This window comes from Rhizobium changzhiense (assembly GCF_013087625.1).
Lineage (GTDB): Bacteria > Pseudomonadota > Alphaproteobacteria > Rhizobiales > Rhizobiaceae > Rhizobium > Rhizobium sophorae.
Genome location: NZ_JABFCQ010000001.1, coordinates 1,246,299 through 1,271,640, shown reverse-complemented (window position 1 = coordinate 1,271,640; position 25,342 = coordinate 1,246,299). Strand labels below are relative to the sequence as shown.

20 protein-coding genes and 1 pseudogene are annotated in these 25,342 nt (G+C 62.4%); 11 read left to right on the top strand and 10 right to left on the bottom strand.

Features of this window, described 5'->3' with window-relative positions:
• Window positions 1–43: 43 nt before the first annotated feature.
• Window positions 44–781: a ligase-associated DNA damage response endonuclease PdeM gene (gene pdeM / locus G9X68_RS06340; protein WP_171601687.1), complete on the top strand. Its 738-nt coding sequence runs from the start codon at window positions 44–46 to the stop codon at window positions 779–781.
• Between the two features lie 258 nt (window positions 782–1,039).
• On the opposite strand, the gene G9X68_RS06335 is transcribed toward pdeM, so the two are convergent.
• From G9X68_RS06335 to G9X68_RS06305, 7 genes and pseudogenes are all read right to left on the bottom strand, one after another.
• A complete protein-coding gene (locus G9X68_RS06335; RefSeq protein ID WP_171601686.1) occupies window positions 1,040–1,621 on the bottom strand; it encodes a transglycosylase SLT domain-containing protein in 582 nt (193 codons plus the stop codon).
• Between the two features lie 143 nt (window positions 1,622–1,764).
• Complete coding sequence (locus tag G9X68_RS06330) at window positions 1,765–2,322, bottom strand: dihydrofolate reductase family protein (RefSeq protein WP_171601685.1); 558 nt, start codon at window positions 2,320–2,322, stop codon at window positions 1,765–1,767.
• Window positions 2,323–2,484: 162 nt separating this feature from the next.
• On the bottom strand, window positions 2,485–3,288 hold the full coding sequence (locus tag G9X68_RS06325) for a TIGR02186 family protein (RefSeq protein ID WP_171601684.1): 804 nt from the start codon (window positions 3,286–3,288) through the stop codon (window positions 2,485–2,487).
• Entirely contained in the window at window positions 3,285–4,208 is a 924-nt protein-coding gene (locus G9X68_RS06320; RefSeq protein WP_003545257.1) for a sulfite exporter TauE/SafE family protein, read from the bottom strand. The genes G9X68_RS06325 and G9X68_RS06320 overlap by 4 nt, the downstream gene beginning before the upstream one ends.
• A gap of 317 nt (window positions 4,209–4,525) precedes the next feature.
• Window positions 4,526–8,308 carry a peptidoglycan-binding protein gene (locus tag G9X68_RS06315; RefSeq protein ID WP_171601683.1) on the bottom strand — a complete coding sequence of 1,261 codons (3,783 nt, stop codon included), beginning with the start codon at window positions 8,306–8,308 and terminating at the stop codon, window positions 4,526–4,528.
• 326 nt (window positions 8,309–8,634) lie between these two features.
• Window positions 8,635–8,745 (bottom strand): annotated as a pseudogene (locus tag G9X68_RS06310) (VOC family protein); the annotation flags it as partial.
• A gap of 9 nt (window positions 8,746–8,754) precedes the next feature.
• Entirely contained in the window at window positions 8,755–9,456 is a 702-nt protein-coding gene (locus G9X68_RS06305; protein WP_171601682.1) for an SDR family NAD(P)-dependent oxidoreductase, read from the bottom strand.
• Between the two features lie 270 nt (window positions 9,457–9,726).
• Between G9X68_RS06305 and G9X68_RS06300 the strand changes: the two genes are divergently transcribed.
• From G9X68_RS06300 to G9X68_RS06280, 5 genes are all read left to right on the top strand, one after another.
• Window positions 9,727–11,523, top strand: coding sequence for an acyl-CoA dehydrogenase C-terminal domain-containing protein (locus G9X68_RS06300; RefSeq protein ID WP_171601681.1), 1,797 nt, complete (start codon window positions 9,727–9,729; stop codon window positions 11,521–11,523).
• A gap of 100 nt (window positions 11,524–11,623) precedes the next feature.
• Window positions 11,624–12,832, top strand: coding sequence for an acetyl-CoA C-acetyltransferase (locus tag G9X68_RS06295; RefSeq protein ID WP_171601680.1), 1,209 nt, complete (start codon window positions 11,624–11,626; stop codon window positions 12,830–12,832).
• Between the two features lie 2 nt (window positions 12,833–12,834).
• Window positions 12,835–13,218, top strand: a complete 384-nt coding sequence (locus tag G9X68_RS06290) for a cupin domain-containing protein (RefSeq protein WP_171601679.1) — start codon at window positions 12,835–12,837, stop codon at window positions 13,216–13,218.
• Between the two features lie 16 nt (window positions 13,219–13,234).
• Window positions 13,235–15,448 carry a 3-hydroxyacyl-CoA dehydrogenase NAD-binding domain-containing protein gene (locus G9X68_RS06285; protein ID WP_171601678.1) on the top strand — a complete coding sequence of 738 codons (2,214 nt, stop codon included), beginning with the start codon at window positions 13,235–13,237 and terminating at the stop codon, window positions 15,446–15,448.
• A 268-nt stretch (window positions 15,449–15,716) separates the two neighbouring features.
• Entirely contained in the window at window positions 15,717–15,926 is a 210-nt protein-coding gene (locus G9X68_RS06280) for a cold-shock protein (RefSeq protein WP_003545273.1), read from the top strand.
• Window positions 15,927–16,176: 250 nt separating this feature from the next.
• Here G9X68_RS06280 and G9X68_RS06275 read toward each other — a convergent pair whose 3' ends face one another.
• Entirely contained in the window at window positions 16,177–16,692 is a 516-nt protein-coding gene (locus G9X68_RS06275; RefSeq protein WP_171601677.1) for a MarR family winged helix-turn-helix transcriptional regulator, read from the bottom strand.
• Window positions 16,693–16,750: 58 nt separating this feature from the next.
• Between G9X68_RS06275 and G9X68_RS06270 the strand changes: the two genes are divergently transcribed.
• Together G9X68_RS06270 and G9X68_RS06265 are read left to right on the top strand one after the other, a co-directional pair.
• On the top strand, window positions 16,751–17,155 hold the full coding sequence (locus tag G9X68_RS06270) for a GFA family protein (RefSeq protein WP_171601676.1): 405 nt from the start codon (window positions 16,751–16,753) through the stop codon (window positions 17,153–17,155).
• Between the two features lie 108 nt (window positions 17,156–17,263).
• Window positions 17,264–17,707 (top strand): YybH family protein, encoded by a 444-nt coding sequence (locus tag G9X68_RS06265; protein ID WP_171601675.1) that lies wholly within the window; start codon window positions 17,264–17,266, stop codon window positions 17,705–17,707.
• 4 nt (window positions 17,708–17,711) lie between these two features.
• On the opposite strand, the gene G9X68_RS06260 is transcribed toward G9X68_RS06265, so the two are convergent.
• Entirely contained in the window at window positions 17,712–18,914 is a 1,203-nt protein-coding gene (locus G9X68_RS06260) for an MFS transporter (protein WP_171601674.1), read from the bottom strand.
• Between the two features lie 137 nt (window positions 18,915–19,051).
• Between G9X68_RS06260 and G9X68_RS06255 the strand changes: the two genes are divergently transcribed.
• Complete coding sequence (locus G9X68_RS06255) at window positions 19,052–19,609, top strand: TetR/AcrR family transcriptional regulator (protein ID WP_171601673.1); 558 nt, start codon at window positions 19,052–19,054, stop codon at window positions 19,607–19,609.
• 110 nt (window positions 19,610–19,719) lie between these two features.
• Here G9X68_RS06255 and G9X68_RS06250 read toward each other — a convergent pair whose 3' ends face one another.
• Window positions 19,720–23,244 (bottom strand): PAS domain-containing hybrid sensor histidine kinase/response regulator, encoded by a 3,525-nt coding sequence (locus G9X68_RS06250; RefSeq protein WP_171601672.1) that lies wholly within the window; start codon window positions 23,242–23,244, stop codon window positions 19,720–19,722.
• 223 nt (window positions 23,245–23,467) lie between these two features.
• On the opposite strand from G9X68_RS06250, the gene mscL reads away from it, so the two are divergent.
• Both mscL and G9X68_RS06240 read left to right on the top strand, forming a co-directional pair.
• Window positions 23,468–23,905, top strand: a complete 438-nt coding sequence (gene mscL, locus G9X68_RS06245; protein WP_012755977.1) for a large conductance mechanosensitive channel protein MscL — start codon at window positions 23,468–23,470, stop codon at window positions 23,903–23,905.
• Between the two features lie 111 nt (window positions 23,906–24,016).
• Window positions 24,017–25,183: a pyridoxal phosphate-dependent aminotransferase gene (locus G9X68_RS06240; protein WP_171601671.1), complete on the top strand. Its 1,167-nt coding sequence runs from the start codon at window positions 24,017–24,019 to the stop codon at window positions 25,181–25,183.
• Window positions 25,184–25,342 lie beyond the last annotated feature (159 nt).

Below are 25,342 nucleotides of genomic sequence, written 5' to 3'. Positions count from 1 at the left end.
AGAATGAGGGCCTGACGATTTAGGCCCTGACGACGATTTAGGAATGACGACCGTGATGAACCGCCTGGCGCTGGCGCGCGACATATCGGGACTTGCCGCGATGCCGGGCATCGAGACATCGGTCCATGGCATTGCCGCCGTCTGCGATCCGCTCGGCGCCCTCTATCTGCCCGACGCCGGCCTGCTCGTCGTCTCCGACCTGCATCTGGAAAAGGGAGCAGCCTTCGCCCGCCGCGGCATGATGCTGCCGCCTTACGATACGCTGGCGACGCTGACTGTCCTTGCCGCCGTCATCTCGCGTTATGACCCGAAGCTCGTCATCTCGCTCGGCGACAATTTCCACGACCGCATCGGTTCCAAGCACCTGCCGGAGAATTTTCGCGCCCTGATCGTCGAGATGGCGCGCGGCCGCGAATGGATCTGGATCAATGGCAACCATGATCCGGATGGCATCGTCGATCTGCCGGGCACATCTGTCGACGAGATGCATTATGCCGGCCTGACCTTCCGGCACGAGCCGAAGAACGGCTTGCAGAGCGGCGAAATCGCCGGCCACCTGCACCCGTCGGCGACCGTCCGCCGCCGCGAGAAATCCGTCCGCCGCCCGTGCTTTGCCACCGACGGCGCCCGCCTGCTGATGCCGGCCTTCGGCGTCATGAGCGGCGGTCTCGATCTCGGCCATCAGGCGATGAAGGGCCTGTTCGACAAGGCTTTGCTGGTGGCGCATCTGCTCGGCAAGGACCGGATTTATTCGGTCAAGTACGGGAATTTGTGGGGGTAGGGGCCTTCATATTTGGACGGCGTGCCGTGTCCACCCCCCTCTGCCCTGCCGGGCATCTCCCCCACAGGTGGGGAGATCACAAGTGGCCAAACCTTCGCGTCCCTCCAAGGTTTCACCGGGCTGACGCCAGTTGTTTGGGGAAGCCAGTGAGCCCAGCCAATCTCCCCACCTGTGGGGGGGGCCGAAGGACGGGTCGAGACGCGTGGCTCGACCCCGGGCTCGGCAGGGCAGACGGGGGCTGGCACGGCACCACCTAACTCAATCGCATTCCTGCAGCTGCCGCTGATACGTCCCTGCCATCCGCGCAAACTTCTGCGCCGTCTGCTGCAATTGCCTGTTCGAGCGCCAGTCTCCGCGTTTGTATCCCGTCGGCCCGGAATAATAGGCAAGGTAGAGATTATAGGCATCGTTCAGCGGAATGCCGGTCTCCAGGCTGTTCTGGTAATGATACCAGCCGATGAAATCGATCGCGTCGGCGAAGTTCGCCCGCCGCGCGGTCCAGTTCCCCGTCTGCGACTGGTAGTGATCCCAGGTCCCGTCGAGGGCCTGCGAATAGCCGTAGGCTGTCGAAGGACGGGTCCAGGGAATGAAGCCGAACAGCTTGGTGCGCGGCGGCCGCGCATAGGGCTGGAAGCCGGATTCGGTATACATCGTCGCCATCAGGATCGGCACGGGCACGCCGTATTTCTTCTCCGTCCGTTCGGCGGCGCTCTGCCAGCTGGAGAAGAGCCCGTCGCGCTCGTCGAAGACGGCACAGATGTTCCTCGTCTGCTTCGGCGCCGTCGCGCAGCCGGCAAGCAGCGCGAGACCCACGGCCGTCAGAACGATACGAGTACGCATGACAAAACCTCTCGTTTCCGAGAGATTACTAACTCGTAAATGTTAAAAACCGGTTTTTAGTCGAATGCGAACTTCCCCGGCTGCTTCCCTGTGCGGCCAGGGATCGATACCCTGGCCTGACCATCTGGATGGCATCCCATCCACTACGCTTTAACGGGCTCGTAGCGCAGGATCATCGCACCGCCTTCCGTCGTCGAGGATTCGATGAGCTTCAGCGGCACCTGGCTCTCTGCCGGCTTGAAAAGCGGATTGCCGCCGCCGAGGATCACCGGCACCAGGCAAACCCTGATTTCGTCGATAAGGCCGGCTTTCAGCAGGCTGTCGGCAAGCTCGGCGCTGCCGAAGATCAAGATCATCTTGCCGTTCTCCTGCTTCAGCCGCGTCAATTCGGGGATCGGATCGCTGACGACGCGGGCATTGTTCCAGCCGGGCTCGCTCATCGTCCGCGACACGGCGATCTTGGCGATGCCGTTCATATAGGCCTTGATCTCACCTTCGCCCTCGGCGGTCGGCCAGTAGGAGGCCATGCCCTCATAGGTCTTGCGGCCGAACACCAGCAGATCGCTTTCCCTGCCGAACTGTTCGGCATAGCACTGCAGCTCAGGCCCCCAGGCGAGATTGTGGAAGTCGATATCCCATGGCTTCGTGCCTTCGAAATAACCGTCGAGCGTCATCAGGTTCCAGACAACAAGCTTTCTCATTTCCATCCTCCTTCTGAATTGCCGTCCATCAAAACCGATTGCGTTTAACAACTGGTTAGAAGTTAGGCCGACTGATAGCGAAATGCAAGCGGTTTTTTTGAGCAAACATTCGGGCAAGCAGCTGCTCCCGCAGGCCTTCGTGCTCAGCGCCTTGGCTGTGGATCAGTCCTTGCGGAAGATCAGGCTGGCACCCCAGCCGGTGATCACGGCGAGCAGCACGGCCGCAAAGCCGTAGAGGATCGGCTGCTCATGCGCCGCATCAGTGATCGTCTGCTCGATGCCGGTCTTGATGACCCGCAGCGGCAGCGATTTCTCGGTCACGAAAAGCCCGCTCTTGAACAGATAGGCGCGCACGGTGTGCACCCCGTTCGGAATGTTTGCCGGCAGGCGCAGGCTCGCCTTGAAGAGGTTGGAGGAAACGAACCGCACGCCGCTCGGGTTGCGGTCGTAGAGCCCGCCGCCCTGCTGCAGTCGCCGGAAGGCATCGCGGAACTCGCCGAGATTGCTGCCGTCGCCGACGAAGCCGACCGGCGTCAGCGGAATGTGGTCGATGCCGATCCCCTGATCGGTCAGCTCGAGCGGTGTCGTCAGATCGTCGATCATGCGCGAGCTCGACATCGAATAGGAATGCGGCACCGCTTCGAAGGTCATCGAGCGGGTGTTCACCCAGATGCCGAAGACGCGTTCCTTCCTGCGCACCGTCGCATCCTCGCGCGGGCCCTCCAGCACCACGACCACGTCATATTGGCCGATGGCGAGCAGCAACTGGTCGGTATTCGAGAGCGCCCCGAAGATGGTCAGATCCGCGCCGTGGAAATCCGAGGTGATGGCGATTTCGCTGGTGGACGTGCCGATTTCCAACCCTTCACGCACCGCTTCTGTTGCTTGCCCCGGCAACCACTGCGCTCCGGCAACAGCCGGCAGCAGGCAAAGCAATGCGATGGCGAAAGTCAGCAGACGCGTCAATTGCCCGCTCCCATCACCACCGAATAGACGTCGGCCGGCGTCACCACCAACGCGATCGCAAGACGCACGCCGACGGCGAGCACCAGCAGGCCGAGCAGGGCGCGCAGCTGCTCGCCGCGCAGTTTCTGGCCGACGCGCACGCCGTATTGCGCACCGATGACACCTGCCACCATCAGGATGAAGGCGAGCACGATGTCGACGGAAAAGTTCGTCGCCGCCTGCACGATCGTCGTATAGGCGGTCACGAAGATGATCTGGAACAGTGAGGTGCCGACGACGACATTGGTCGGGATACGCAGCAGGTAGATCATCGCCGGCACCATGATGAAGCCGCCGCCGACACCCATGATCGAGGTGAGGATGCCGATCGCAAAGCCGAGTGCCACGATCGGAATGACGCTGAGAAAGATCTTCGATTTCTTGAAGCGCACCTTCAGCGGCAGCTTGTGCACCCAGTGCTGGTGGCCGGGCTTGCGCGGTGCGGGCGGCTCGTTGCGCGCTGCCCGCCGCATTGCATTGACGCTTTCGAGTAGCATCAGTCCGCCGACGGTGCCGAGGAAGATCACATACATCAGCGAGATGATGAGATCGAGCTGGCCGATAGCGCGCAGTAAAGAGAAGATCCAGATGCCGACCGTCGCACCCGCAAGGCCGCCGACCAGCAGCACCGTGCCGAGCTTGACGTCGAGCGAGCCGCGCCGGAAATGCGTGATCGCGCCCGATATCGACGACGCCACAACCTGGTTGGCGCCGGTCGCGACGGCGACGACGGGGGGAATGTTGTAGAAGATCAACAGCGGCGTGATGAGAAAACCGCCGCCGACGCCGAACATTCCAGACAGGAATCCGACGGCCGCCCCCATGCCGAGAATGATGAAGATGTTCACCGACAATTCTGCGATGGGCAGATAGATTGTCACAGCCGACCCCGAATGATGACCGCTCCTGCCGGGCGGTTTCTTGTCACGTCCCCGTTCGAATGCGCACCATACTGTGAAATCGTTGCCAGAGGCTTTCGATCGGCCCCGTGATTAAGCCATAGAGATTGACGGAGAGATCGGTGGCAGAGGATTCGCCGGATGCGCGGATCGATATGTCCGGGCATAATCCGGCTTTTTTCAGGTTTTGTGACAGCCGACGGCAAAATTGGAAAAAGCCTTGCGGCATAGTGCCGCCAGGCGTTTTTCATCTCCGGAAGAGAGAGTCGAGACGATCCCGCGTCGATGCGACGCAGGCCTCAGATTGCCTTGCTGCCCAGTTTGTTGCGTTCGAGCAGCGCTTTCACGGTCGCGTCGGTCACCTTGCCATCCGGCTCCTGGCCGACGGACTTCTGGAAGTTTTTGATCGCGGTCACTGTCTTCGCGCCCATTTCGCCGTCCGGCACGCCGGCGTCGAAGCCGTTATTGTTGAGGATCGCCTGGATGTTGCGGATCGCCTTCTTCATGTCGACGCTCGCCGTCTTGGCGCCGGTTCCTGCCCATTCGTCGGGGATGTCGATGGCGTTCGTGCGATGGTCGACCGGCTCCGCCTTCCAGAGATCGGCCTTGGCGCGCGCCCGTTCGAGCTGGTCGGGTTTCATGGCGTTGGCCACTTCGTCGCGCTTCTGTGCCGCATCCTTGTCGCCGGCCTTAGCGGCGATCGCAAACCACTTGTAGGACTCTTCGAGATCCGCCGGAACGCCGTTGCCGCGCGCGCAGAGGATTGCCAGGTTGAACTGGCTGTCGGTGATGCCGAGGTTCGCAGCCTTGGTGAACCACGAGGCGGCCGTCGCATAATCCTGCTGGCCGAGCGCGCCGGAGGCGTAGAGCACCGCAAGATTGTGCATGGCGCTGGCATTGCCCTGGTTTGCCGCCTGCTCGTAAAAACCCTTCGCCTTGGCGATGTCGCGTTCGACGCCGTTGCCCTTTTCGTACATGCTGCCGAGGCGGTATTGCGCCGGCGCAAAGCCCTTGTCGGCCGAAAGCTGGTACCAGCCTGCGGCCTGCTTCTGATCGACCGCCATGCCGTTGCGGCCATCGGAATAACGCGCGCCGATCTCGAACAGTGCCAGCGCATCGCCGCCGCTCGCCGCATCGGCAAGCGATTTCGGCTGGACCGTGTCGGGAATAGTGATGGCGGCCTGCGGTGCGGGTGCTGGAACGAAGCCCGATGTCTCCTGTGCCGCAGCCGACGGACCGGGAGGGGCGAATGTCGCAGCCCCTTCGCCGTCAAGCGGCGTCACGTCGGTCAGATGCTCGCCGGCCGCCGGCGGGGTTGTTTCCGGCTGCGCCTGTTCAGCAGCGGGCGGCGTGGCATCCGCTGCCGGAGCGGTCGTTCCGAGAGCGGCGGCATCCGGCTGGGCAGGTGTCGCGTCAGGCAAGGCCGGCGGCGGGTTTTCCGCGCCGGTCAGCGCCGAGACTTCCGCTGGCGGCTGCGGCGCGCGCTCGCCGCTTGTCAGCGTTCGGGCAAGTGGAAAGGCCATGATGGCGAGCAGCACGGCGCCGACCGCCAGCAGGATCGGCCGCCGGTAGCGCGAAAAGGCGCTGGTCTTGCCAGTCTTGTCGGAAGTCTTGTCAGAAGCCTTGCCGGCATTCGCGCCCTTCTTCTCGGCCTTGACGGTTGCCTGCTTCGGATTGGCATCCACCTCCATCGCGGCCGCCTGCGCCGCACGGCGCGCGGCAGCGATATAATCGGCGCGATCGGTTTCGCCGGCAGGTTTGCCGCGTGCCGCACTCTGGCTGGCGCGAACCCGTTCAAGGATCTTCTTCACGTCAGGTGTGCCCGAGCCCGGCTCGAGCAGTTCGTTTGCCGCATCCGTCGGCACCACATCGGTGGGATCGATCGACGGCGCGGGGTCGATCATCGGGCGTTCGGTCGCCCGGCTCTCGGCCTTCTTGCCGGGTATCAGCCGCTTGCCGAGGCTGGCGAGCAGGCTGGCCTTTGCCGGTGCCTGTGTCCCTGCCGATGTCGCTGCCGTCTCCGTTGTCCTGGTCGCGGCTTCGATGGCGATCGCGCTCGTTCCGCTCATGGCTGTGGTTTGCGCCGGGGCGGCAGGTTCGGCGGCGACCTCGGCCGTGCGGATAACAGGAGAAGCCTTCGCTGTCGGGGCAGCGGCCGGCGTCCTGTTCATCTCGGCTTCGGCCACCATCAGCGCATAGGGATCGACATCGAAATCGACGTCGGCGATCGGCATCTGCGCGGCGGGCCGGCCGCGATCTTCCATGCCGTCGAGCCGATCGGCGATATGCACCAGCGTCTCGTGCAGCGCCTGGAAAGTCTTGTGCGTGCGTTCCTCGCTGTCGCGGCTGAGATCCTCGAGGTGGCGCAGATCCTCGGCCAGCGCCGTCAGCGCCGACATGTCGGCGGCAGGCATGACACCCTGCGGGCCGCCATGGCGCGAATAGGCTTCGACGACGGCCTCCGCTGCCTGGCGTGCCGCCTCGATGATATATTCATCGCTTGTCGCCATGTAATCTTCGATCGCGCCCATGCGCTGGTCGAGTTCGGGGGGTATTACAGCGCTTTCGCGCGGCGCGCTCATCAGTGCCGAAAGATTGGCGATCTGGTCTTCGAGGTTCTTCAGCGCCCGCGGATCGGTCGGCGCTGCCGATGTGCTCTCTTCCAGCCGGGCGGCAATGTCACTCAGCCGTCCTTCGAGACGCAGGAAGGCGCCGTCGTCGACTACCGCGGCCGGTGCCGGTGTCAGCTGCTGATGGGCCATCTCGTCGATGCGCCGGGCGAGATGGTCGAGCCGCTGCGCCAGTACGTCGTTGACGGCGCCGTTCTCAAGCGCGTCGATCTTGCGGGAAATGTCGGAAAGCGTGCCGGTGAGGTCGGCCTGCGGCGCCGTCTCCTGCGTGCGCTCCAGCAGATAGGAAAGATGTTCCAGCCGTTCGTCGAGCCGCGACGTCGCTTCCGCCTTCGTCAACTCCTCGACGCGTCCCGTCAGCGCCTCCAGCCGCATCGCCAGTTCGTCGGCCGGGTTCACGCGGCTCGCCGCATCATGGCTCATCAGGTCGATCTGGTCGGCGAGCGCCGCAAGCCGGCTTTCCAGCCGCTGCATCATGCCCGGATCATTCGCAGTCGCCGTGCGGCCGCTTGCCGCGATTGCCCGGCTGATCTCGTCGAGCCGCATGTCCATGGCGGCGAACTGTTCGGACATGACCCGGTCGTGCGGCTGGATCATATTGCCGAAATGCTCCATCGCCGTGGCGATTGAGATCAGCTTGTCTTCCAGCGCCCGAACGGCCGGGCTTTCGCCCATGCCGCCGATATGGCGCTTGATATCGTCGAGCCGATAGGCGAGCGAAACGAGCTCTTCCTGCAACCCCTCGGTATCGAGCGCCGCAAGCCGGTTTTCGAAGCCATCCCAGCGGTTTTCCAAATGGCGCAGCGAATCCTCGCGCGCCAGCCCGTCCATCAGCGAGCGCAGCTCTTCGAAATCCTCGCGCAGGCCGGCAGCCTCCGGTGCAGCGGAGCGTCCGGTCAGCTGGGTGATGCTCTGGGCCAGGCGACCCATGTCCGCGCGTATGTCGTCGGCGAAACGGCCGTCCCCGGCATTTGTCTTGATTTCGCGCAGCTCGGTGCGCAGCGCGTTCATCTCGCGGGTGACGCCCTCGGAAATGTCGCGCTTCAGGTCTTGTCGCAAGTTGACGAGCGCCTGGGCGATCTCCGTCATCGTGTCGTCGCCGGCGCGGAAGGCAGGCGCCGGCACTGCGGCGGCGGCGCGCGGCGCAGGTTCACGAAGTTGCGGGGCCTGCTCGCGTGCATAGGGCCGCTCGCGGCCGGCTTCGAGTGCGCGCTGGCGTTGACGAATTTCGGCGAGCGGATCCGGCCGCGGCTCGGGCGGGGCTTTTGCTGGCCGGGGAGCATGGGAAGCGGCATAAGGATCGCGCTCGGCCGCTGCCGTGCGCGGCCGCTGTTCGCGCCCGCTGCCCATCAGCCCTTCGATGCGCGCCTCCAGCCCTTCGATCGTGCGGTTCAGCGCATCGAGCGAGGTCCTGTCGGACTGTCGGGAAGGATTTGATCGCGATCCGTTCATCTTCTTGCTCGCTTCGACTGCTCGAACCCTCGTCAGAGCTCGATCTTTGGCTTTTCGTCTGCTGCCCGCTTTAAGCGGACGGGAGCGCACCATTCATAAGACGATAGTCAATTAGACTTTCCTCAAGCTGAACGATGTAGCGGCATCCTAAGGGAACGCGAGACGGGGGAAAGGATGCGGATCACTACTGCTCAATCCGCACCTTTCACGAAACGTGGTAAACAAGCCGTTAATGCCGATGGGAATTTTTTAACGTTTGTGTTCCAAACGCCGTTTTTGGCGGCAATTGCCGTTCAATTCGTCAGATCGAATGGCCACTCGCGCGATCAGGCCGGACGCGGATATTTCAGCTCGATTTTCACGCCCTCGGGGCCGTAGACGAAGACCTGGCCGAGATCGGTGTCGGGAATATCGTAATATTCGTAGCGATAGCCGCCCAGCAGGGTTCAGAAGCTCTCCGTCCAGGGCCGGACTTCAACCTCCAGCGACCATGCGCTGCGGTGCTGGCGAAGCACATCGATATAGGTCTGGGCGATCGCATCCGGCAGCAGCGTGCCATCAGGCTTTTCCGCCCGGTCCGGCCGGATCTGCGAGCGCACCGCGCCGTCGATGACGAAATGCGCGACATGAATGCCCATCGGCCCGAGTTCGCGGGCGGCACTCTGCGCAAGGCCGCGCAACGCAAACTTGCCCATCGCGAAGGGCGCCGATTCCGCAAAGCCCTTCACGCTTGCCGAGGCGCCGGTGATGAGGATGGCGCCGCGGCCGCGCGGGATCATCCGCCGCGCCGCCTGCTGCACCACCAGGAAACCGCCGAAAGCGGTGGTCGCAATCGCCTTCTCGACATCGGCGGGATCGAGTTCGGCCAGCGGGCCGCGCTGACGCGCGCTGGCATTGAAGATCACCACGTCAGGCCCGCCTATTGCGGCAGCGGCCTGTTCGAACAGTGCCACGACGCTCGCAGGCTGGGAGACGTCGGCGGTAAAGGCGCTGGCGCTGGTCTCCTTGATGAGCCCCTGCAATTTCTCGATATCGCGGGCTGCGAGCCCGACCTTGACGCCCTGCGCCGACAATTGCCGGGCGAGCGATGCGCTGATGCCGGAGCCCGCGCCGACGATAAGCGCACTCTCATAGGGAAAGTCGGTCATGATGTCTTCCTCGATGAATCGTCCCGAAGACTTAGGAAGTCCGAACGACTTGCGCTACTGCCCGGCCGACACTTCGTTCTGCGATGGACAAGGAAGATGAGATGGCGTCTGCTCCTCCAGCGCTTTACGGCCCACGGATTCGTGCCCTCGATTTTTTCAAGAAAAGACGACGCAACCGCAAAATTTGACGTTTACGCAAACGTCAATATTTTGTAAGACAGTGCCCAAGGCCGGCGCGACCCGGTCAGCCGAATGGGAGGAATTTGAGAGATGCCAGTCTACAAGGCCCCGGTGAACGATACGCTCTTCGTCCTGAACGACGTGCTGGGTCTCGAACGTTACAACAATCTGCCGGGTTTTGCCGACGCGACCCCCGATATGATCGAAGCGATCCTCGGCGAGGCCGGAAGGGTTGCCGAGGAAGCTCTCTTTCCGCTGAACTATTCCGGCGATCAGGAAGGCTGCACGCGCCACGACGATGCGAGCGTCTCGACGCCGAAGGGCTTCAAGGAGGCCTATAAAGCCTATCGCGAAGGTGGCTGGATTGGCCTTGCCGTGCCGGAAGAATTCGGCGGCCAGGGGCTTCCCTATACGCTGCATACCGCCGTCGGCGAATATACCTCGGCAGCCAACATGTCGCTGATGATGTATCCGGGCCTGACGCAGGGTGCGATCGCCGCACTCCTCGTCCACGGTTCCGATGAGCAGAAGGCCACCTATCTGCCGAAAATGGTGGATGGCACGTGGTCCGGCACCATGAACCTCACCGAGCCGCATTGCGGCACCGATCTCGGAATGCTGCGCACCAAGGCGGTGCCGCAGGCTGACGGCAGCTACAAGATCTCCGGCCAGAAGATCTTCATCTCCGCCGGCGAGCACGATCTGACCGACAATATCATCCATCTGGTGCTGGCCCGCATCGAGGGTGCGCCCGAGGGCACCAAGGGCATCTCGCTCTTCATCGTCCCGAAATTCCTCGTCGGCAAGGACGGCGCGGTCGGCGCCCGCAACGCTGTCTCCTGCGGCGCGATCGAGCACAAGATGGGCATCCACGCCAACGCCACCTGCGTGATGAATTACGACGAGGCGACCGGCTTCCTGATCGGCGCCGAAAACCGCGGCCTCAACGCCATGTTCGTGATGATGAACGAGGCCCGCCTGATGGTCGGCCTGCAGGGCATCGCCATTTCCGAGATCGCCTATCAGAACGCCGCCAGCTATGCCCGCGACCGCATCCAGGGCCGCTCGCTGTCCGGCCCCAAGGCGCCGGACAAGAAGGCCGATCCGATCATCGTCCATCCGGATATTCGCCGCTCGCTGATGACCATCCGCGCCTTCAACGAGGCCGGCCGCGCCTTCCTGCTGTGGACCGCGCTGAAGTCGGACATTGCCCACCGCTCCACCGACGAGAAGGAGCGCCAGACGGCCGACGATATTCTCGGCCTCGTCACCCCGATCCTCAAGGGCGTGATGACCGACAAGGGCTTCGATCATGCCGTCATGGCTCAGCAGGTCTTCGGCGGCCACGGCTATATCGAAGAGCACGGCATGAGCCAATATGTGCGCGATGCCCGCATCGCCATGATCTATGAGGGTGCCAACGGCATTCAGGCGCTCGATCTCGTCGGCCGCAAGCTGGCCTTGAACGGCGGCCGCGCCGCCATGGCCCTCTTCAAGGAAATCGGTGATTTCTGCGAGGAGAACCGCGGCAACGAAAAGCTCTCCTTCTTCACCAAGCATCTGAAGAAGGGCTTGAACGACGTCCAGGGCGCGACCATGTGGTTCATGCAGAACGCCATGGCCAAGCCCGACAATGCCGGCGCCGGCTCGACCGACTACATGCACCTCTTCGGCCTGGTCATTCTCGGCTATATGTGGGCGAAGATGGCGAAAGCCGCCGAGGATGGCCTTGCATCAGGCGATGCCGCCCGCGAGGATTACCTGAAGAACAAGCTGGTCACCGCCCGCTTCTTCATGGAACGCCTGATGCCGGAAACCGCGCTTCGCAAGGCCCGCATCGAAGCCGGCGCCGACACGATGATGGAACTGGCCGCCGAAGCGTTTTGAGCCGGTTCTCCCTCCCCCTTGTGGGGAGGGTTGGGGAGGGGTCTTTTCTCCTCCCTCCAAGATTTGAGGCAGGATAGATTGCCGTCAGGGAGATGAGACGATGACCGAGGTTTTCATTTACGACCACGTGCGTACGCCGCGCGGCCGTGGCAAGAAGGACGGCGCCCTGCATGAGGTGCCCTCCGTCCGCCTCGCGGCAAAGACGCTGGAGGCGATCCGCGACCGCAACGGGCTCGATACGGAAACGGTCGACGACATCATCATGGGCTGCGTCGATCCGGTCATGGATGCCGGCGCCGTCATCCCCAAGGCTGCAGCATTCGAAGCCGGTTACTCCACCAAGGCGCCCGGCATGCAGATCTCCCGCTTCTGCGCCTCCGGCCTCGATGCCGTCAATTTCGGCGCCGGCAAGATCGCGCAAGGGGCCGACGACATCGTCATCGCGGGCGGCGTCGAAAGCATGTCCCGCGTCGGTCTCGGCATGTCCGGCGGCGCCTGGTTCATGGACCCGTCGGTGAATTTCCCGGCCTATTTCATGCCGCAGGGCGTCTCGGCCGATCTGATCGCCACCAAATACGGCTTCAGCAGAACCGATGTCGACGCTTACGCGGTCGAGAGCCAGAAGCGTGCCGCTCATGCCTGGGAAAAGGGCTGGTTCGACAAGTCGGTCGTCCCGGTTAAGGACCAGAACGGCCTGACGATCCTTGATAAGGACGAGCATATGCGCCCCGGCACGGATATGCAGGCGCTCGCCTCCCTCAATCCGTCCTTCCAGATGCCCGGCGAGATGGGCGGCTTCGAGGCCGTCGGCATCCAGGCCCATCCGGAGATCGAGCGCATCAACTATGTCCATCATGCCGGCAATTCCTCGGGCATCGTCGATGGCGCCGGCGTCGTCCTGCTCGGCTCGAAAGCCGGCGGTGAGAGCATGGGCATAAAGCCGCGCGCCCGCATCAAGGCTTTCGCCAATATCGGCTCCGATCCGGCCTTGATGCTGACAGGACCCGTCGACGTCACCGAGAAGCTGTTGAAGCGGACTGGCATGGACCTTGCCGATATCGACCTCTTCGAACTCAACGAGGCCTTCGCTGCCGTGGTGCTGCGCTACATGCAGGCCTTCGACATTGACCATGACAGGATCAACGTCAATGGCGGCGCCATCGCCATGGGCCATCCGCTCGGCGCCACCGGCGCGATGATCCTCGGCACGGTGCTGGACGAACTTGAACGCCGCGATCTCAACACCGCGCTGGTGACGCTCTGCATCGGCGCCGGCATGGGCACGGCAACGGTTATTGAAAGGGTCTGACGATGGGCTTCAACACCGGCACGATCGAAACCGAATATGCCGAGGTCAGCGAGCACTGGTCGCCCCGCGTCATCGCCGATCTCAACGGCCAGAGCGTCAAGCTCGCCAAGGTCCAGGGCCAGCTCGCCTGGCATTCGCACCGCGACGAGGACGAGCTTTTCCTCATCTGGAAGGGGTCGCTGACCATCGAATATCGCGACCGCCCGCATGTGCATCTGAAGGCCGGTGACTTTCATGTCGTGCCGAGGGGTGTCGAGCATAATCCGGTGGCGCAGGAGGAATGCTGGATCGTGCTCTTCGAGCCGTCTGAGACCAAGCATACCGGCGATGTCGTCACTGAAAAGACGAAGACCTTAGACGCGCAGCGCAGCCATTTGCCGGCCTGATCGGGGAGGAAACGCAATGACCTACACCAATTTCACGCTCGAAACCGACGCTGACGGCATCACTCTCGTCACTTGGGACATGCCTGGCAAATCGATGAACGTCTTCACCGCGGAGGTGATGGCCGAGCTCGACGCCATCATCGACGCCACGACCGCCGATGCCGCCGTCAAGGGTGTCGTCGTCACTTCGGGCAAGTCCTCCTTCTCCGGCGGCGCCGATCTGTCGATGATCAAATCGATGTTCAGTTCCTATCAGGAGGAGAAGGCAAAGAGCCCAGAGACGGCCGTACAAAACCTCTTCGGGCTGGTCGGCCGCATGAGCGGCCTGTTCCGCAAGCTCGAAACGTCGGGCAAGCCCTGGGTGTCGGCCATCAACGGCACCTGCATGGGCGGCGCTTTCGAACTGTCGCTTGCCTGCCACGGCCGCGTCGCCTCCAATGCCAAGAGCGTCAAGATCGCGCTGCCTGAGGTGAAGGTCGGTATCTTCCCCGGCGCCGGCGGCACGCAGCGTGTGCCGCGGTTGGCGAATGCCCAGGATGCGCTGCAGATGATGACGACGGGCCAGTCGCTGACCGGCTCCCGCGCCAAGGCGATGAACCTCGTGCATCAGGTGGTCGAGCCGGATCAGCTGATCCCGGCCGCCAAGCGGATGATCAAGGACGGCCTGAAGCCGGTAGCCCCCTGGGACGAGAAGGGCTTCAAGGCGCCGGGCGGCGGCATCTGGACGCCGGCTTCCGCCCAGCTCTGGCCGGCAGCCCCGGCGATCCTGCGCAGGGAAACATCGGGCAATTATCCGGCAGCGCTTGCCATCCTGAAATGTGTCTACGAAGGCCTGCAGGTGCCGTTCGACACCGGCCTGAAGATCGAGCAGCGTTATTTCACCGAGGTGCTGCAGACCCGCGAAGCCTTCTCGATGATCCGCTCGCTGTTCATTTCCATGCAGGAGCTCGGCAAGGGCGCCCGCCGCCCGGCCGGTCACGCGAAGACCGAGCTGAAACATGTCGGCGTCGTCGGCGCCGGCTTCATGGGCGCCTCGATTGCTTATGTCACCGCCGCCGCCGGCATTCCCGTGACGCTGATCGATCGCGACATCGAAGCGGCGACCAAGGGCAAGACCGTCTCGGAAGGCCTGGTCAAGGATTCGGTCGGTAAGGGACGTCTTACGCAGGATGAGGCTGCTGCATTGCTCTCCCGAATCACGCCCTCGGCAGACTATGCCGACCTCGCCAATGCCGATCTCGTCATCGAGGCGGTGTTCGAGGATCGCGAGGTGAAGAAAGGGGTCATCGAGGCGGTCGAAGCGGTGCTGCCGGAAGGCGCGGTCTTCGCCTCCAATACCTCGACACTGCCGATATCCGGTCTCGCCAAGAATTCGAAACGCCCGGCCGATTTCATCGGCATTCACTTCTTCTCGCCTGTCGAGAAGATGATGCTGACCGAGGTCATCCTCGGAAGCGACACCGGCGACAGGGCGCTGGCTGTCGCTCTCGACTATGTTGCAGCCATCAAGAAGACGCCGATCGTCGTCAACGACACCCGCGGCTTCTTCGTCAATCGTTGCGTGCTGCGCTACATGTCGGAAAGCTACGACATGCTGATCGAGGGCGTGCCGCCTGTCATGATCGAGAATGCCGCCAAGATGGCCGGCATGCCGGTCGGTCCGCTGGCGCTGAACGACGAGGTCGCCATCGACCTCTCGCTGAAAATCCTCAAGGCGACGGTCGCCGATCTCGGCGAAAAAGCCATCGACCCCAGGCATATGGAACTCATCTCCCGCATGGTGGAAAAGGAGGGCCGTTTCGGCCGCAAGAATTCCAAGGGCTTCTACGACTACCCGCCGAAACCGGCGAAGAAGTCCCTCTGGCCCGACCTCAAGACCCTCTACCCGCAGAAGCCGGCGGATGAGGTTGACGTCAACGTCCTCAAACAGCGTTTCCTCGTCACCATCGCGCTGGAAGCCGCCCGCACCGTCGAGGAAGGCATCGTCACCGATCCGCGTGAGGCCGATGTCGGCTCGATCCTCGGATTCGGCTTCGCGCCCTATACCGGCGGAGCGCTGAGCTATATCGACGGCATGGGCGCAAAGGCTTTCGTGGAACTGGCGGAAAAGTTAGCTTCTGCTTACGGAAGCCACTTCAAGTCGACACCGCTGCTGAAGGACATGGCCGCCAAGGGCGAGACGTTCTACGGCCGGTTCGATCCCTATGCGAAGATGGGGCAGGCGGCTTAGGCCGCCTTTACCATCCTGCCGTGGGGCAGAGGGGGCGATCACGGCACGACGTCAAGATTCCCCCATCGGCCCGACTCGACTTTCCCTTGCCGCGGCCTTGTCACGGACACAATTTCCGATTACATGTTCGCGCATCGATCTTGCTAGATGAACTTTGAAACGGCCTTTGTGTCGTTCCTGGCGAACTTCCTCCAAAATCGGTTTTCATCGCTGCTCGGCATTTATCCGAGCTGCAGTCTTCTATGAACGATTCAAAAAGGATATCGTCATGAGCACAGGTACCGTAAAGTGGTTCAACGCAACCAAGGGCTTCGGCTTCATTCAGCCGGATGACGGCGCAGCCGACGTTTTCGTCCACATCTCCGCCGTTGAACGCGCTGGCATGCGCGATCTCAAGGATGGCCAGAAGCTGTCTTACGAGCTCGTCCGCGACAACAAGTCCGGCAAGATGTCGGCAGACCGCCTCCAGGCGGCCTGAGCCTTCAAGGCTCTAAATATCATCTCCGGATCGTGACCACGGATGTACTGGCACGGTTCGTTGAGATAGCAGGGAAGGTCGGGTTAACCCGGCCTTTTTTTGTGTCTGGTCGGCTGATGCTGCGCCCGATTGGCTGGGTAGCCGGCATCGCCTTGGCACATAGGTCGTGCCGTGTAAGCCTCCTCTGCCCTGCCTTAGAGAATCTTTCGCATCACTAGGCCGAGTGCGTCACCGGCGATAACAAGCATCGCTAGACAGGTAACACGCTACCTCCGGCCGTCTCGCCACCCTCCAGCATCTCCATGACCCGCACCATCACCGCCCGCGCCGCATCGAGCTCGGTTGATGTAAACGCTGCGCCCAGCCCATCGGCCCACACGGCTTGGGCGATCTCTATGACACCGAGCCGCGCCGCCCCTTCTTCCGTCAGCCGCACCAGCTTGGCGCGCTGGTGCTGCGGGTTGTCGGCATAGGCGATCAGGCCTTCGCTCTCCAGCACGTCGGCAAGCCGCTGCACGCCCTGGCGGGCGAGGCCGAGCGCGCGGGCGATCTGCGCCACCGACATGTTGCCGCGCCTTGCCGCGGCCAGAACCTGCCAGCGCGCGCTGGTTTGCCCTGCCGGCTTTGCCAACTGGTCGCCCGCCGCCGTCAGATGGCCGGCGAGGCGAAGGGCGGTGATCGCGAAAGCGGAAAAAGCATCCCCCTCCATCGTCCGCTCCGGTCGATTTTGTTTGACAACATGTTGTCGATTTTGTATCTCATCCATAATGACAACATATTGTCATATCCGAAAACTGAAGGCAACGCCGAAGGAGGAGAGCGCCATGAAGAAAACCTACAAGGGAAGCTGCCATTGCGGCAGAGTGCACTACGAGGTGGACATGGACCTCGATGAGGGCACCGGCCGCTGCAATTGTTCGATCTGCGCCAAGCGCCGCTATTGGGGCGCCAACGTCAAGCCGGAGGATTTCCGGCTGATGTGCGACCAGGCGGAAACGTCCGACTATCAGTTCAACACCAGGAGCGGTCATCACCGCTTCTGCCGCACCTGCGGTGTGCCGGCCTATGGCGACGGTTATGTCGAAGCGATCGGTGGCGCCTATGTCTCGATCAACATCGCCTGCCTCGACGATATCACACCCGAGGAACTGGCGGCGCTTCCAATTCGTTACGCCGACGGCAGGCACGATGCCTGGTGGAACGAACCGGCGGTGACGAGTTATCTCTAATGCATGATGCGAGCGGTTTCGCACAACATCATGCTCAATTTTAAAAGTCGCTGTCGAATTGCCGTCCTCCCCTTCGTCCTCTGTCCATAACGGAGAAGGAGAACGATCGTGAAAGACGAAGCAAATGCCAGGATCGAGGAAGAGGCGATTATCGCCATGCTGATGATGCGCGCCAAGGCGCTGGGCGAAAAGAATGCCAAGGACGCGCTTTCTTACGAGGCGAAGGATTCCGTCGAGTTTTCGCTGGCGCCGCCGCTTGCCTATTACGGCCAGGACGAAGCGGGTCTGCAGGCCTGGTTCGATACCTGGGAAGGCCCGATCGGCGGCGAGGTGCGCGATGCCAAACTGACGGCCGGCGAAGATGTCGCCTTCTGGAGCGGCCTCATGCATATGACGGGAACCAAGACCGATGGCGCCGAGGTCGATCTCTGGTTCCGCCAGACGCTGGGCCTTATCAAGCAGGATGGCCGATGGCTGGTTGCCCACCAGCACGCCTCGGTGCCCTTCGCCATGGATGGCAGCGGTCGGGCGTTGCTCGATCTCAAGCCGTGAAGTGTCAGGCAGCACTCCCCGCGACCTTTCGCCGGTCGGCGCGAATGCTCACCAATCCGACGCCCATCAAAAGCAGGATCGCCGTCGCATAGATATCCGTCGTCAATGCGTAACCGGCCGATTTCGCCAGGAACCCGGCAAGGATTGCCGGCAGGCTGAAAGCGAGGTAGCTCTGGACGTAGAAGGCCGACAGCAGCCCGGCCCGCTCGTCCGCCTTGGCAAGCGGCATGATGGTGCCGATCGACCCGAGGAAATTGGTGCCGAAACCGACGCCGGTAAAAATCGTGCCGACAAGCAGCAGCGGCACATTGGCAAGATGCACGCCGGCAACGACCGTCAGGATGCCGAGCGTCTTGGCCGACACGCCGAAAACCAGGTTGGCCGAGGCCGTCTTGCTGCGCCTGAAATAGACGGCGATTGCTCCGCTCACCATCAGCGCGGTGACGACGGCCCCGCCCGTCAGCGGCGCCCGGCTGCCGGTCGTGCTGGCGACCAAGGACGGGACCAGCGAGAGATAGAAACCGGCAAGCGTCCAGTTGGCGATGTTGATCGGCGTCACCAGCGACAGCGGCCGCTTCACCTGCGGCGGAACGGTGACCCGCGGTATCAGCGAGCCGAGAGCGCCGGGCCGCCTGCCTCCGGTCTCGCCTGTCAGCCAGATAGCCGCCGCCTGCAGCGTGAAGGCGATAAGCAGCAGTGCATAGATCAGATGCATCGGGAAGGGGCCATATTGGATCAAGGCGCTGGTGCCGACGGCACCCACGGCCATGCCGCAAAGCGGCGCGATCGAGTTGACGATCTGTCCCTTTGCCCGGTCGACATCGACGAGCGCCGCTCCGATCGAGGCGCCGGCGATCCCCGTTGCCAGCCCCTGCACGATCCGCGCCGCGATCAGCCAGCCTGGACCGCTTGCGGCGACGAAGAGGCCCATGGCGGCGATTTCAAGCACGAGGGCGGAAAAGATCACCGGCTTGCGGCCGAGATGATCCGAGATCGAACCGGCGATCAGCAGCGCCGCCAGTAGCGCGAAGGCGTAGACCGCGAAGATCACCGTGATCAGCACCGGCGAGACGGAAAAGTTTTCCTGATAGATCCGGTAGAGCGGCGTCGGCGCCGCCGAGGCGCCGAAAAAGGTCGCGAGCGTCAGCGCATGAAAGCCGATCGAGGGGCGCGGCGAATTCGCGGTGGATTTGGCTGCGGCGAACATATATAAGCCCCTTAAAGCTAAGCCGTTGCGTTAGCTTACGTAGAGCAGGTGCTCTATAAAAGCAAATTATTTGCGTTAATAGGTCTGTCAAAGATTTTGAACTATCGCCGCCAAGGGGAGAAAGTCGGGTTGCACGCATGACAGTCAAAGAGAATCTCCGTCCGGGCGGCAGAAGCGCCCGGGTTCAGGCATCGGTGCACAAGGCGGTCCGTGAGCTGATGGCTGAGATGAGCCGCGCCGACGTGACGATCCCGCTGATTGCCGGCAAGGCGGGGGTGACGCCGTCGACCATCTATCGCCGCTGGGGCGACCTGCAGGAGCTTCTCGCCGATGTCGCCGTCGATCGGCTGCGGCCGGATATGCAGCCAGTCGATGCCGGCAGCGGCAAGGCCGATCTTCAAGCCTGGGCCGAGCAATATGCCGAGGAAATGTCCTCCGGCCCGGGCCGCGAGATGATCCGCGACGTGCTGGCGGCGCAGGCGGGCGCGAATGCCTGTAAATGCAGCGAATATACCCGCCAGCAGATCGACGTCATCGCCGAGAGGGCGAAGGCCCGCGGCGAGGCCTTTCCGGATGTCGATCGCGTCATGGACCAGGTCGTGGCGCCGATCATGTACCGCATCCTGTTTGGCGATGTACCGGCGACAAAGCGTGTGCGCGATCTGGTTGCGCGTGTCATGAGCACGACGGACTAGAGCAATTCCAGCAAAAGTGCGTAGCGGTTTTGCGTCCGGAATTGCGTGAAAACAAAAAGATAGAGCATCTCCGTGATTCGGAGAAAAACGGAAATTCTCTAAGTTTTCAGTTACTCCGCGGCGGCGCGCTTGAGGCCGGAGATCTGGGTGATAAAGGCGCGTAATGCCGCCGGCCGTACCGGTTTGTGCTGAACGGCGATACCGTATCGCTCGGCCTCGCTGCGCACCTCCGGCGTCCGGTCGGCCGTGATCATCAGGGCAGGGATATCGGCGCCGAACTGTCGGCGCAGATGCAGGATGGCGGCAATGCCGGTGCCGTCGCCGAGATGATAATCGGCGATGACGATATCAGGCGGTCCCTCCCGGCCATCGAGGGCGGTTACCCCGGCGAGGCAATCCAGCGCCTCCACCTCGCAGCCCCAGCCGCTGATCAGGAGCCGCATGCCTTCGAGGATCTTCGGCTCGTTATCGATGCAGAGGATCTTCAACCCGCTCAGCGGCTGCCCCGGACGGTCGGCGGGCGCAACCGCTGCTGCCGCCGCAGCCGGGCGTGAGACGTCGAGCGGCATGGCGATGCGGAATTGCGTCCCCTTGCCATGCGTCGACTGCAATTCCACCGGATGGTTGAGCACGCGGGCGATGCGGTCGACGATCGACAGGCCGAGCCCGAGGCCGGAGGCGGTTTTGGCACCTTCGTCCAGCCGCGCGAATTCCTTGAATACGGTGCGGAATTTCGACGGTGGGATGCCGATGCCGGAATCGATCACCTGGATGATCACCTGGTTGCCGCGCCGCCGCGCGCCCACCAGCACTTTGCCGGTGATCGTGTATTTGATGGCGTTGGAAACGAGGTTCTGCACCAGCCGGCGCAGCAGGTTGGGATCGGAGCGGACCCTGAGCGACGTTGGCATGACCACCAGCTTCAACCGCTTTTCGCGGGCGATCGGCGCAAAATCGGTCTCGATACGCTTGAGCAGGTCGGAGAGCGCGACGGAGGCGAGCCGCGGCCGCATGGCGCCCGTATCGAGCCGGGAGATATCGAGCACCGCGCCGAGAATGGTCTCGACCGATTCCAGCGCGGAATCGATGTTGCGCACGATCGGGCTGTTGTCGGATTGCGCCATGCGCTCGACCAGAGCCGAGGAATAAAGCCGGGCGGCATTGAGTGGCTGCAGGATGTCGTGGCCGGCGGCGGCGAAAAAGCGTGTCTTGCCGATATTCGCCTCGTCGGCGGCCGCGCGCGCCTCGCCGAGTTCGCGGTTGACGCGGGTCAGCTCGGCCGTGCGTTCGGCGACGCGCTGCTCCAGCGTCTCGTTCGCCTGTTTCAGCGCCTGGTCGGCGTTCACGCGCTGGGTGATGTCGGTGAACGTGGCGACGATACCCTTGTCCGGCATGGCGTTGGAGCGCACCTCGATGATCCGCTCGCCGCCGCCGAGCACCAGCGAGAAGGGTTTGTCGAGCGTCAGGAAATGTCGCACCGTCTGGCTGAGATCGCCAGGCGCGATATCGCCGCGCTGGATGAGCGTGGTGACGATATCAGACAAGGGAAAACCGACCTGTCCGGCACTTTCTGGCAGATCCAGCAATTGCCGGAACCGCCGGTTCCATATCGTCAGCCGGTTGGAACTGTCGAAGACGGCAATGCCCTGGTCCATCTGCGAAAGCGCTGTCTGCAGCATGTCTTGGTTATATTGCAGCGCCTCGCTCGCCTGATCGAGCAACCAGGCGGTGTCGGAAGAGGCATCCTCGATCTTCTGCAGGATCAATGACAGCACCAGCCGGGCCGAGGACGAGCCGATGGCGCTGCCGAGCAGTTGTTCGCTGAAATGGATGAGCGCCATGTCGGCCGGCTGCTCGTCCTCCAGCTTGCGGCCGGAGCCTTGTTCGTAAGTCGTGAAAGAACGCTGCATGCGTTCTTCGCCGAGATAACGTGAGATCGCCGCCTTGAGGTCGCCGACGCTGATGCGGGTCTTCCAGCCGCGCGTGGCAAATTGCGAGCGCGAATGCCGCTTGACGAAGATGCCGGCCTGAATGCGCTCCAGCGGCTTGGCGTTGCGGGTGAGCGAGCCGACGACGAAGAAGGCGCTGTTGACGAGCAGGCTCATCGCCGTCGCATTGACCAGCGGATCGGCGTCGGGCGCGGTGAACAGCGTGGTCCCCGGAAAGATGAAGCCGAGTACGGCGCTCGCAACATAGGAATAGTCGGGGCCGCCGAGCGAGGGCAGGAACAGCAGGTAGATCCAGATGATGAAGCCGGAGGAAAGCCCGAGGATTGCGCCGCGCGCATTCGCCCGCCGCCAGATCAGCCCGCCGAAGAGCGCTGGGGCGATTTGCGCGATCGCGGCAAAGGAAAGAAGGCCGATTGAGGCAAGGCCGGCGGTGCTGTCGGTCGAACGGTAATAGGCGTAGCCGAACAGCAGCACGGCGAAAATGGCGCTGCGGCGGATGTTGAGCAGTGTCTTGGCGAAATTGTCGCGCAGGCTGGCGCGACCGGCAAGTTTGCGCCGGAGGAAGATCGGCATGACGATGTCGTTCGACACCATGATCGACAGCGCCACGGAATCGACGATCACCATCGCCGTTGCAGCGGAGAAACCGCCGATGAAGATGATCAGCGAAATGACGGGCATCTGGCCGGCAAGCGGCAGCGACAGCATGTAGAAATCGGCATTGCCGGTGCCGCCGAAGGTCAGCAGCCCGCCGATCGCCACCGGCAGCACGAAGAGATTGATGGCGATGAGATAGCTGGGAAACAGGAAACCCGCGAGTTTCAGCTGTTTCGGTGTCCGGTTTTCGACAACCGTCACGTGGAATTGCCGCGGCAGCAGGATGATCGCAAAGGCCGACAAGATGATCAGGGTGATCCAGCGGCTGATCGGCGTGTGGTAGCTAAGCGCCGACATGACCAGCTCATTGTCGACGGTCTTGCGCCAGAGATCGGTCGGACCGTCGAACAGAAACCAGATGACGCAGACGCCGGCCGTCAGGAAGGCGACGAGCTTGACCACGGATTCCATCGAGACGGCGAGGATCAGGCCATCCTGGTGTTCCGTCGCATCCGTATGCCGCGTGCCGAACATGATGGCGAAACAGGCAAGCACCAGCGTCGCGGCGAGCGGCAGGTCGAGGAAATAGAGGTTGCCGCTGCCTATGCCGTAATCGGACGGATTGACCATGGCGCTGACGGTGCTCGAGATCGCCTTGAGCTGCAGCGCGATATAAGGAATGGCGCCGATCAGCGAGATCAGCGCGACGATCGTGGCGACCGTCGGGTTCTTGCCGTAGCGCGCGGCGACGAAATCGGCGACCGAGGTGAGCTTCTCCGCCTTGGCGAGCTCGATGATGCGGCGAAGCAGCGGCATGCCGAGGGTAAAGACCAGGATCGGGCCGATATAGATGCCGGCAAATTCCAAGCCGCGCTGCGCCGCAAGCCCGACGCTGCCGAAATAGGTCCAGGAGGTGCAGTAGATCGCAAGGCTCAGCGCATAGACGACGGGCCATCCGCCTTCCAGCGTGCCCGGGCCGCGATTTAGCGTGCCCTGGCCGCGGTTCTTGCGGTCGCCATAGCTTGCCACGGCGAAAAGCAGGAGCAGATAGCCGAAGGCAGACGCGAATATAACCCAGCCTGGAAGCATTGACCCTCCGCCGGCGGAAAAACCGCCGGGACCTCCCGCAACGTGGCCAGCTTAAGTCATTTTAGACGCTTTGAAAATTGCTGGACATATAGGCCTTAAGTCAAAGACCGCGGGGGAGGTATTGTCGAATAATTGCGATTGCCGATTGATTAATTGCAATGAAGATGTAGCTAATGAAACCCATTGCATGTCATTGAAAATGCGTCAAAGGGAGACGGATCCAATGCTCAATGAGTTCAAGGCCTTTATCGCTCGCGGCAATGTCATGGATCTTGCAGTCGGCGTCATCATCGGCGGCGCTTTCGGTGGCATCGTCAAATCTTTGGTGGATGACCTTATCATGCCGATCGTCGGCGCCATTTTCGGCGGCTTCGATTTTTCGAATTACTTCCTCCCACTCTCGTCGGCCGTCAACGCGCAGTCGCTCGCCGCAGCCCGCGAGCAGGGAGCGGTATTTGCCTATGGCAGCTTCCTCACCGTGCTCATCAACTTCCTGATTCTCGCCTGGATCATTTTTCTGATGGTCAAGGGCGTGAACACCCTGCGTGCCCAGGTCGAGCGCCAGGAAAAGGTGGCACCGGAAGAGCTGCCAGCGCCGCCGGCAGACGTTCAGCTGCTGACGGAAATCCGTGATCTTCTCGCCACGCGCCCGACGGCTTGATCCCGTCCGCTTCGGCCGGGCTCATTCATCACCAAAATCGATATGCCATCACTGGATGTCATGGGATTTGCCGGCGCAAATCCGCTATGAAGGCGGAAACCGGAGATATGCATGTCGATTGTCAGCAGCCTCAGCCCGCGCGCCCTGGCGGCGCCCGAAAGCGGGATCGTCGAACTCGTCAACTATGCCCGTGGCCGTGAAGGCCTGCTGCCGCTCTGGGTGGGTGAGGGCGATCTGCCGACGCCTGATTTCATCAGCAGGGCGGCGATGGATGCGCTTGCCGCCGGCGAGACCTTTTACACCTGGCAGCGCGGCATTCCGGAGCTTCGCCAGGCGCTTTCGGATTATTACAACAGACATTTCGGAATCCGGCTTCCGGTCGAGCATTTCTACGTCACCGGTTCCGGCATGCAGGCGATCCAGCTCAGCGTTCAGGCGTTGACCTCGCCAGGTGACGAATTCGTCTATCTCACCCCCGCCTGGCCGAATATCGCCGCCGCCCTCGAAATCGCAGGCGCACGTTCGGTCGGTGTCGAGCTGCAGTTCGAAGGCGGCAAATGGGCGGTCGATCTCAACCGCATCGAAGCCGCCATCACGGAGAAGACCAAGGGCCTCTTCATCAACACGCCGTCGAACCCGACGGGCTGGACAGCAACGAAGAAGGATCTCGCCGATATCCTGGCGCTGGCCCGCAAGCATGACCTCTGGATCATGGCGGATGAGATCTACGCCCTCTACTATTTTCCAGGCGGTCGCGCGGCCTCCTTCCTCGTTGTGATGGAGCCCGACGACAAGATCATCTTCGTCAATTCCTTCTCGAAAAACTGGTCGATGACGGGCTGGCGCGTCGGCTGGATCGTCGCACCCCCTGAGATGGGCCAGGTGCTCGAAAACCTTATCCAATATTCGACGTCGGGCGTCGCCCAGTTCATGCAGAAGGGCGCCGTCGCTGCCCTGGACAAGGGCGACGATTTCATCGCTGCCAATATCGCCAAGGCGGCCCGCTCCCGCGATATTCTCTGCGATGCGCTGATTGCCACCAACCGCGTCGAGACGCTGAAGCCGGATGGCGCGATCTATGCCTTCCTGAAGATCGACGGCATCGCCGACAGCCGCAAGGCAGCGCTCGACATCGTCGACAAGACAGGCGTCGGCCTTGCTCCCGGCACCGCCTTCGGACCGGGCGGCGAACTTTTCCTGCGCGCCTGTTTCCTGCGTGATCCCACGCAGGTGGCGATCGCGGCCGAGCGTCTCTGCGACTATATCCTCAAGCTCTAACGGGACGATTTTGTGCCGGAATCGCCGGATCGATAAAACTCTAGCAAAGCCCGAAATCGGCCTCTAACCACGACTCCAAACATACCCGTTCAAAGGCCTTCCAACGGCCGTTCGATAAGAAAATTGGAAAGAAAAACCGGCGCCTGATGCCCCTGCTTC

Bases quoted from the DNA above. Each gene is read 5' to 3' on its own strand.
- pdeM (WP_171601687.1), top strand. From the start codon at position 44: ATGACGACCGTGATGAACCGCCTGGCGCTGGCGCGCGACATATCGGGA.
- G9X68_RS06335 (WP_171601686.1), bottom strand. From the start codon at position 1,621: ATGCGTACTCGTATCGTTCTGACGGCCGTGGGTCTCGCGCTGCTTGCC.
- G9X68_RS06330 (WP_171601685.1), bottom strand. From the start codon at position 2,322: ATGAGAAAGCTTGTTGTCTGGAACCTGATGACGCTCGACGGTTATTTC.
- G9X68_RS06315 (WP_171601683.1), bottom strand. From the start codon at position 8,308: ATGAACGGATCGCGATCAAATCCTTCCCGACAGTCCGACAGGACCTCG.
- G9X68_RS06305 (WP_171601682.1), bottom strand. From the start codon at position 9,456: ATGACCGACTTTCCCTATGAGAGTGCGCTTATCGTCGGCGCGGGCTCC.
- G9X68_RS06300 (WP_171601681.1), top strand. From the start codon at position 9,727: ATGCCAGTCTACAAGGCCCCGGTGAACGATACGCTCTTCGTCCTGAAC.
- G9X68_RS06295 (WP_171601680.1), top strand. From the start codon at position 11,624: ATGACCGAGGTTTTCATTTACGACCACGTGCGTACGCCGCGCGGCCGT.
- G9X68_RS06290 (WP_171601679.1), top strand. From the start codon at position 12,835: ATGGGCTTCAACACCGGCACGATCGAAACCGAATATGCCGAGGTCAGC.
- G9X68_RS06285 (WP_171601678.1), top strand. From the start codon at position 13,235: ATGACCTACACCAATTTCACGCTCGAAACCGACGCTGACGGCATCACT.
- G9X68_RS06280 (WP_003545273.1), top strand. From the start codon at position 15,717: ATGAGCACAGGTACCGTAAAGTGGTTCAACGCAACCAAGGGCTTCGGC.
- G9X68_RS06275 (WP_171601677.1), bottom strand. From the start codon at position 16,692: ATGGATGAGATACAAAATCGACAACATGTTGTCAAACAAAATCGACCG.
- G9X68_RS06270 (WP_171601676.1), top strand. From the start codon at position 16,751: ATGAAGAAAACCTACAAGGGAAGCTGCCATTGCGGCAGAGTGCACTAC.
- G9X68_RS06260 (WP_171601674.1), bottom strand. From the start codon at position 18,914: ATGTTCGCCGCAGCCAAATCCACCGCGAATTCGCCGCGCCCCTCGATC.
- G9X68_RS06255 (WP_171601673.1), top strand. From the start codon at position 19,052: ATGACAGTCAAAGAGAATCTCCGTCCGGGCGGCAGAAGCGCCCGGGTT.
- G9X68_RS06250 (WP_171601672.1), bottom strand. From the start codon at position 23,244: ATGCTTCCAGGCTGGGTTATATTCGCGTCTGCCTTCGGCTATCTGCTC.
- mscL (WP_012755977.1), top strand. From the start codon at position 23,468: ATGCTCAATGAGTTCAAGGCCTTTATCGCTCGCGGCAATGTCATGGAT.
- G9X68_RS06240 (WP_171601671.1), top strand. From the start codon at position 24,017: ATGTCGATTGTCAGCAGCCTCAGCCCGCGCGCCCTGGCGGCGCCCGAA.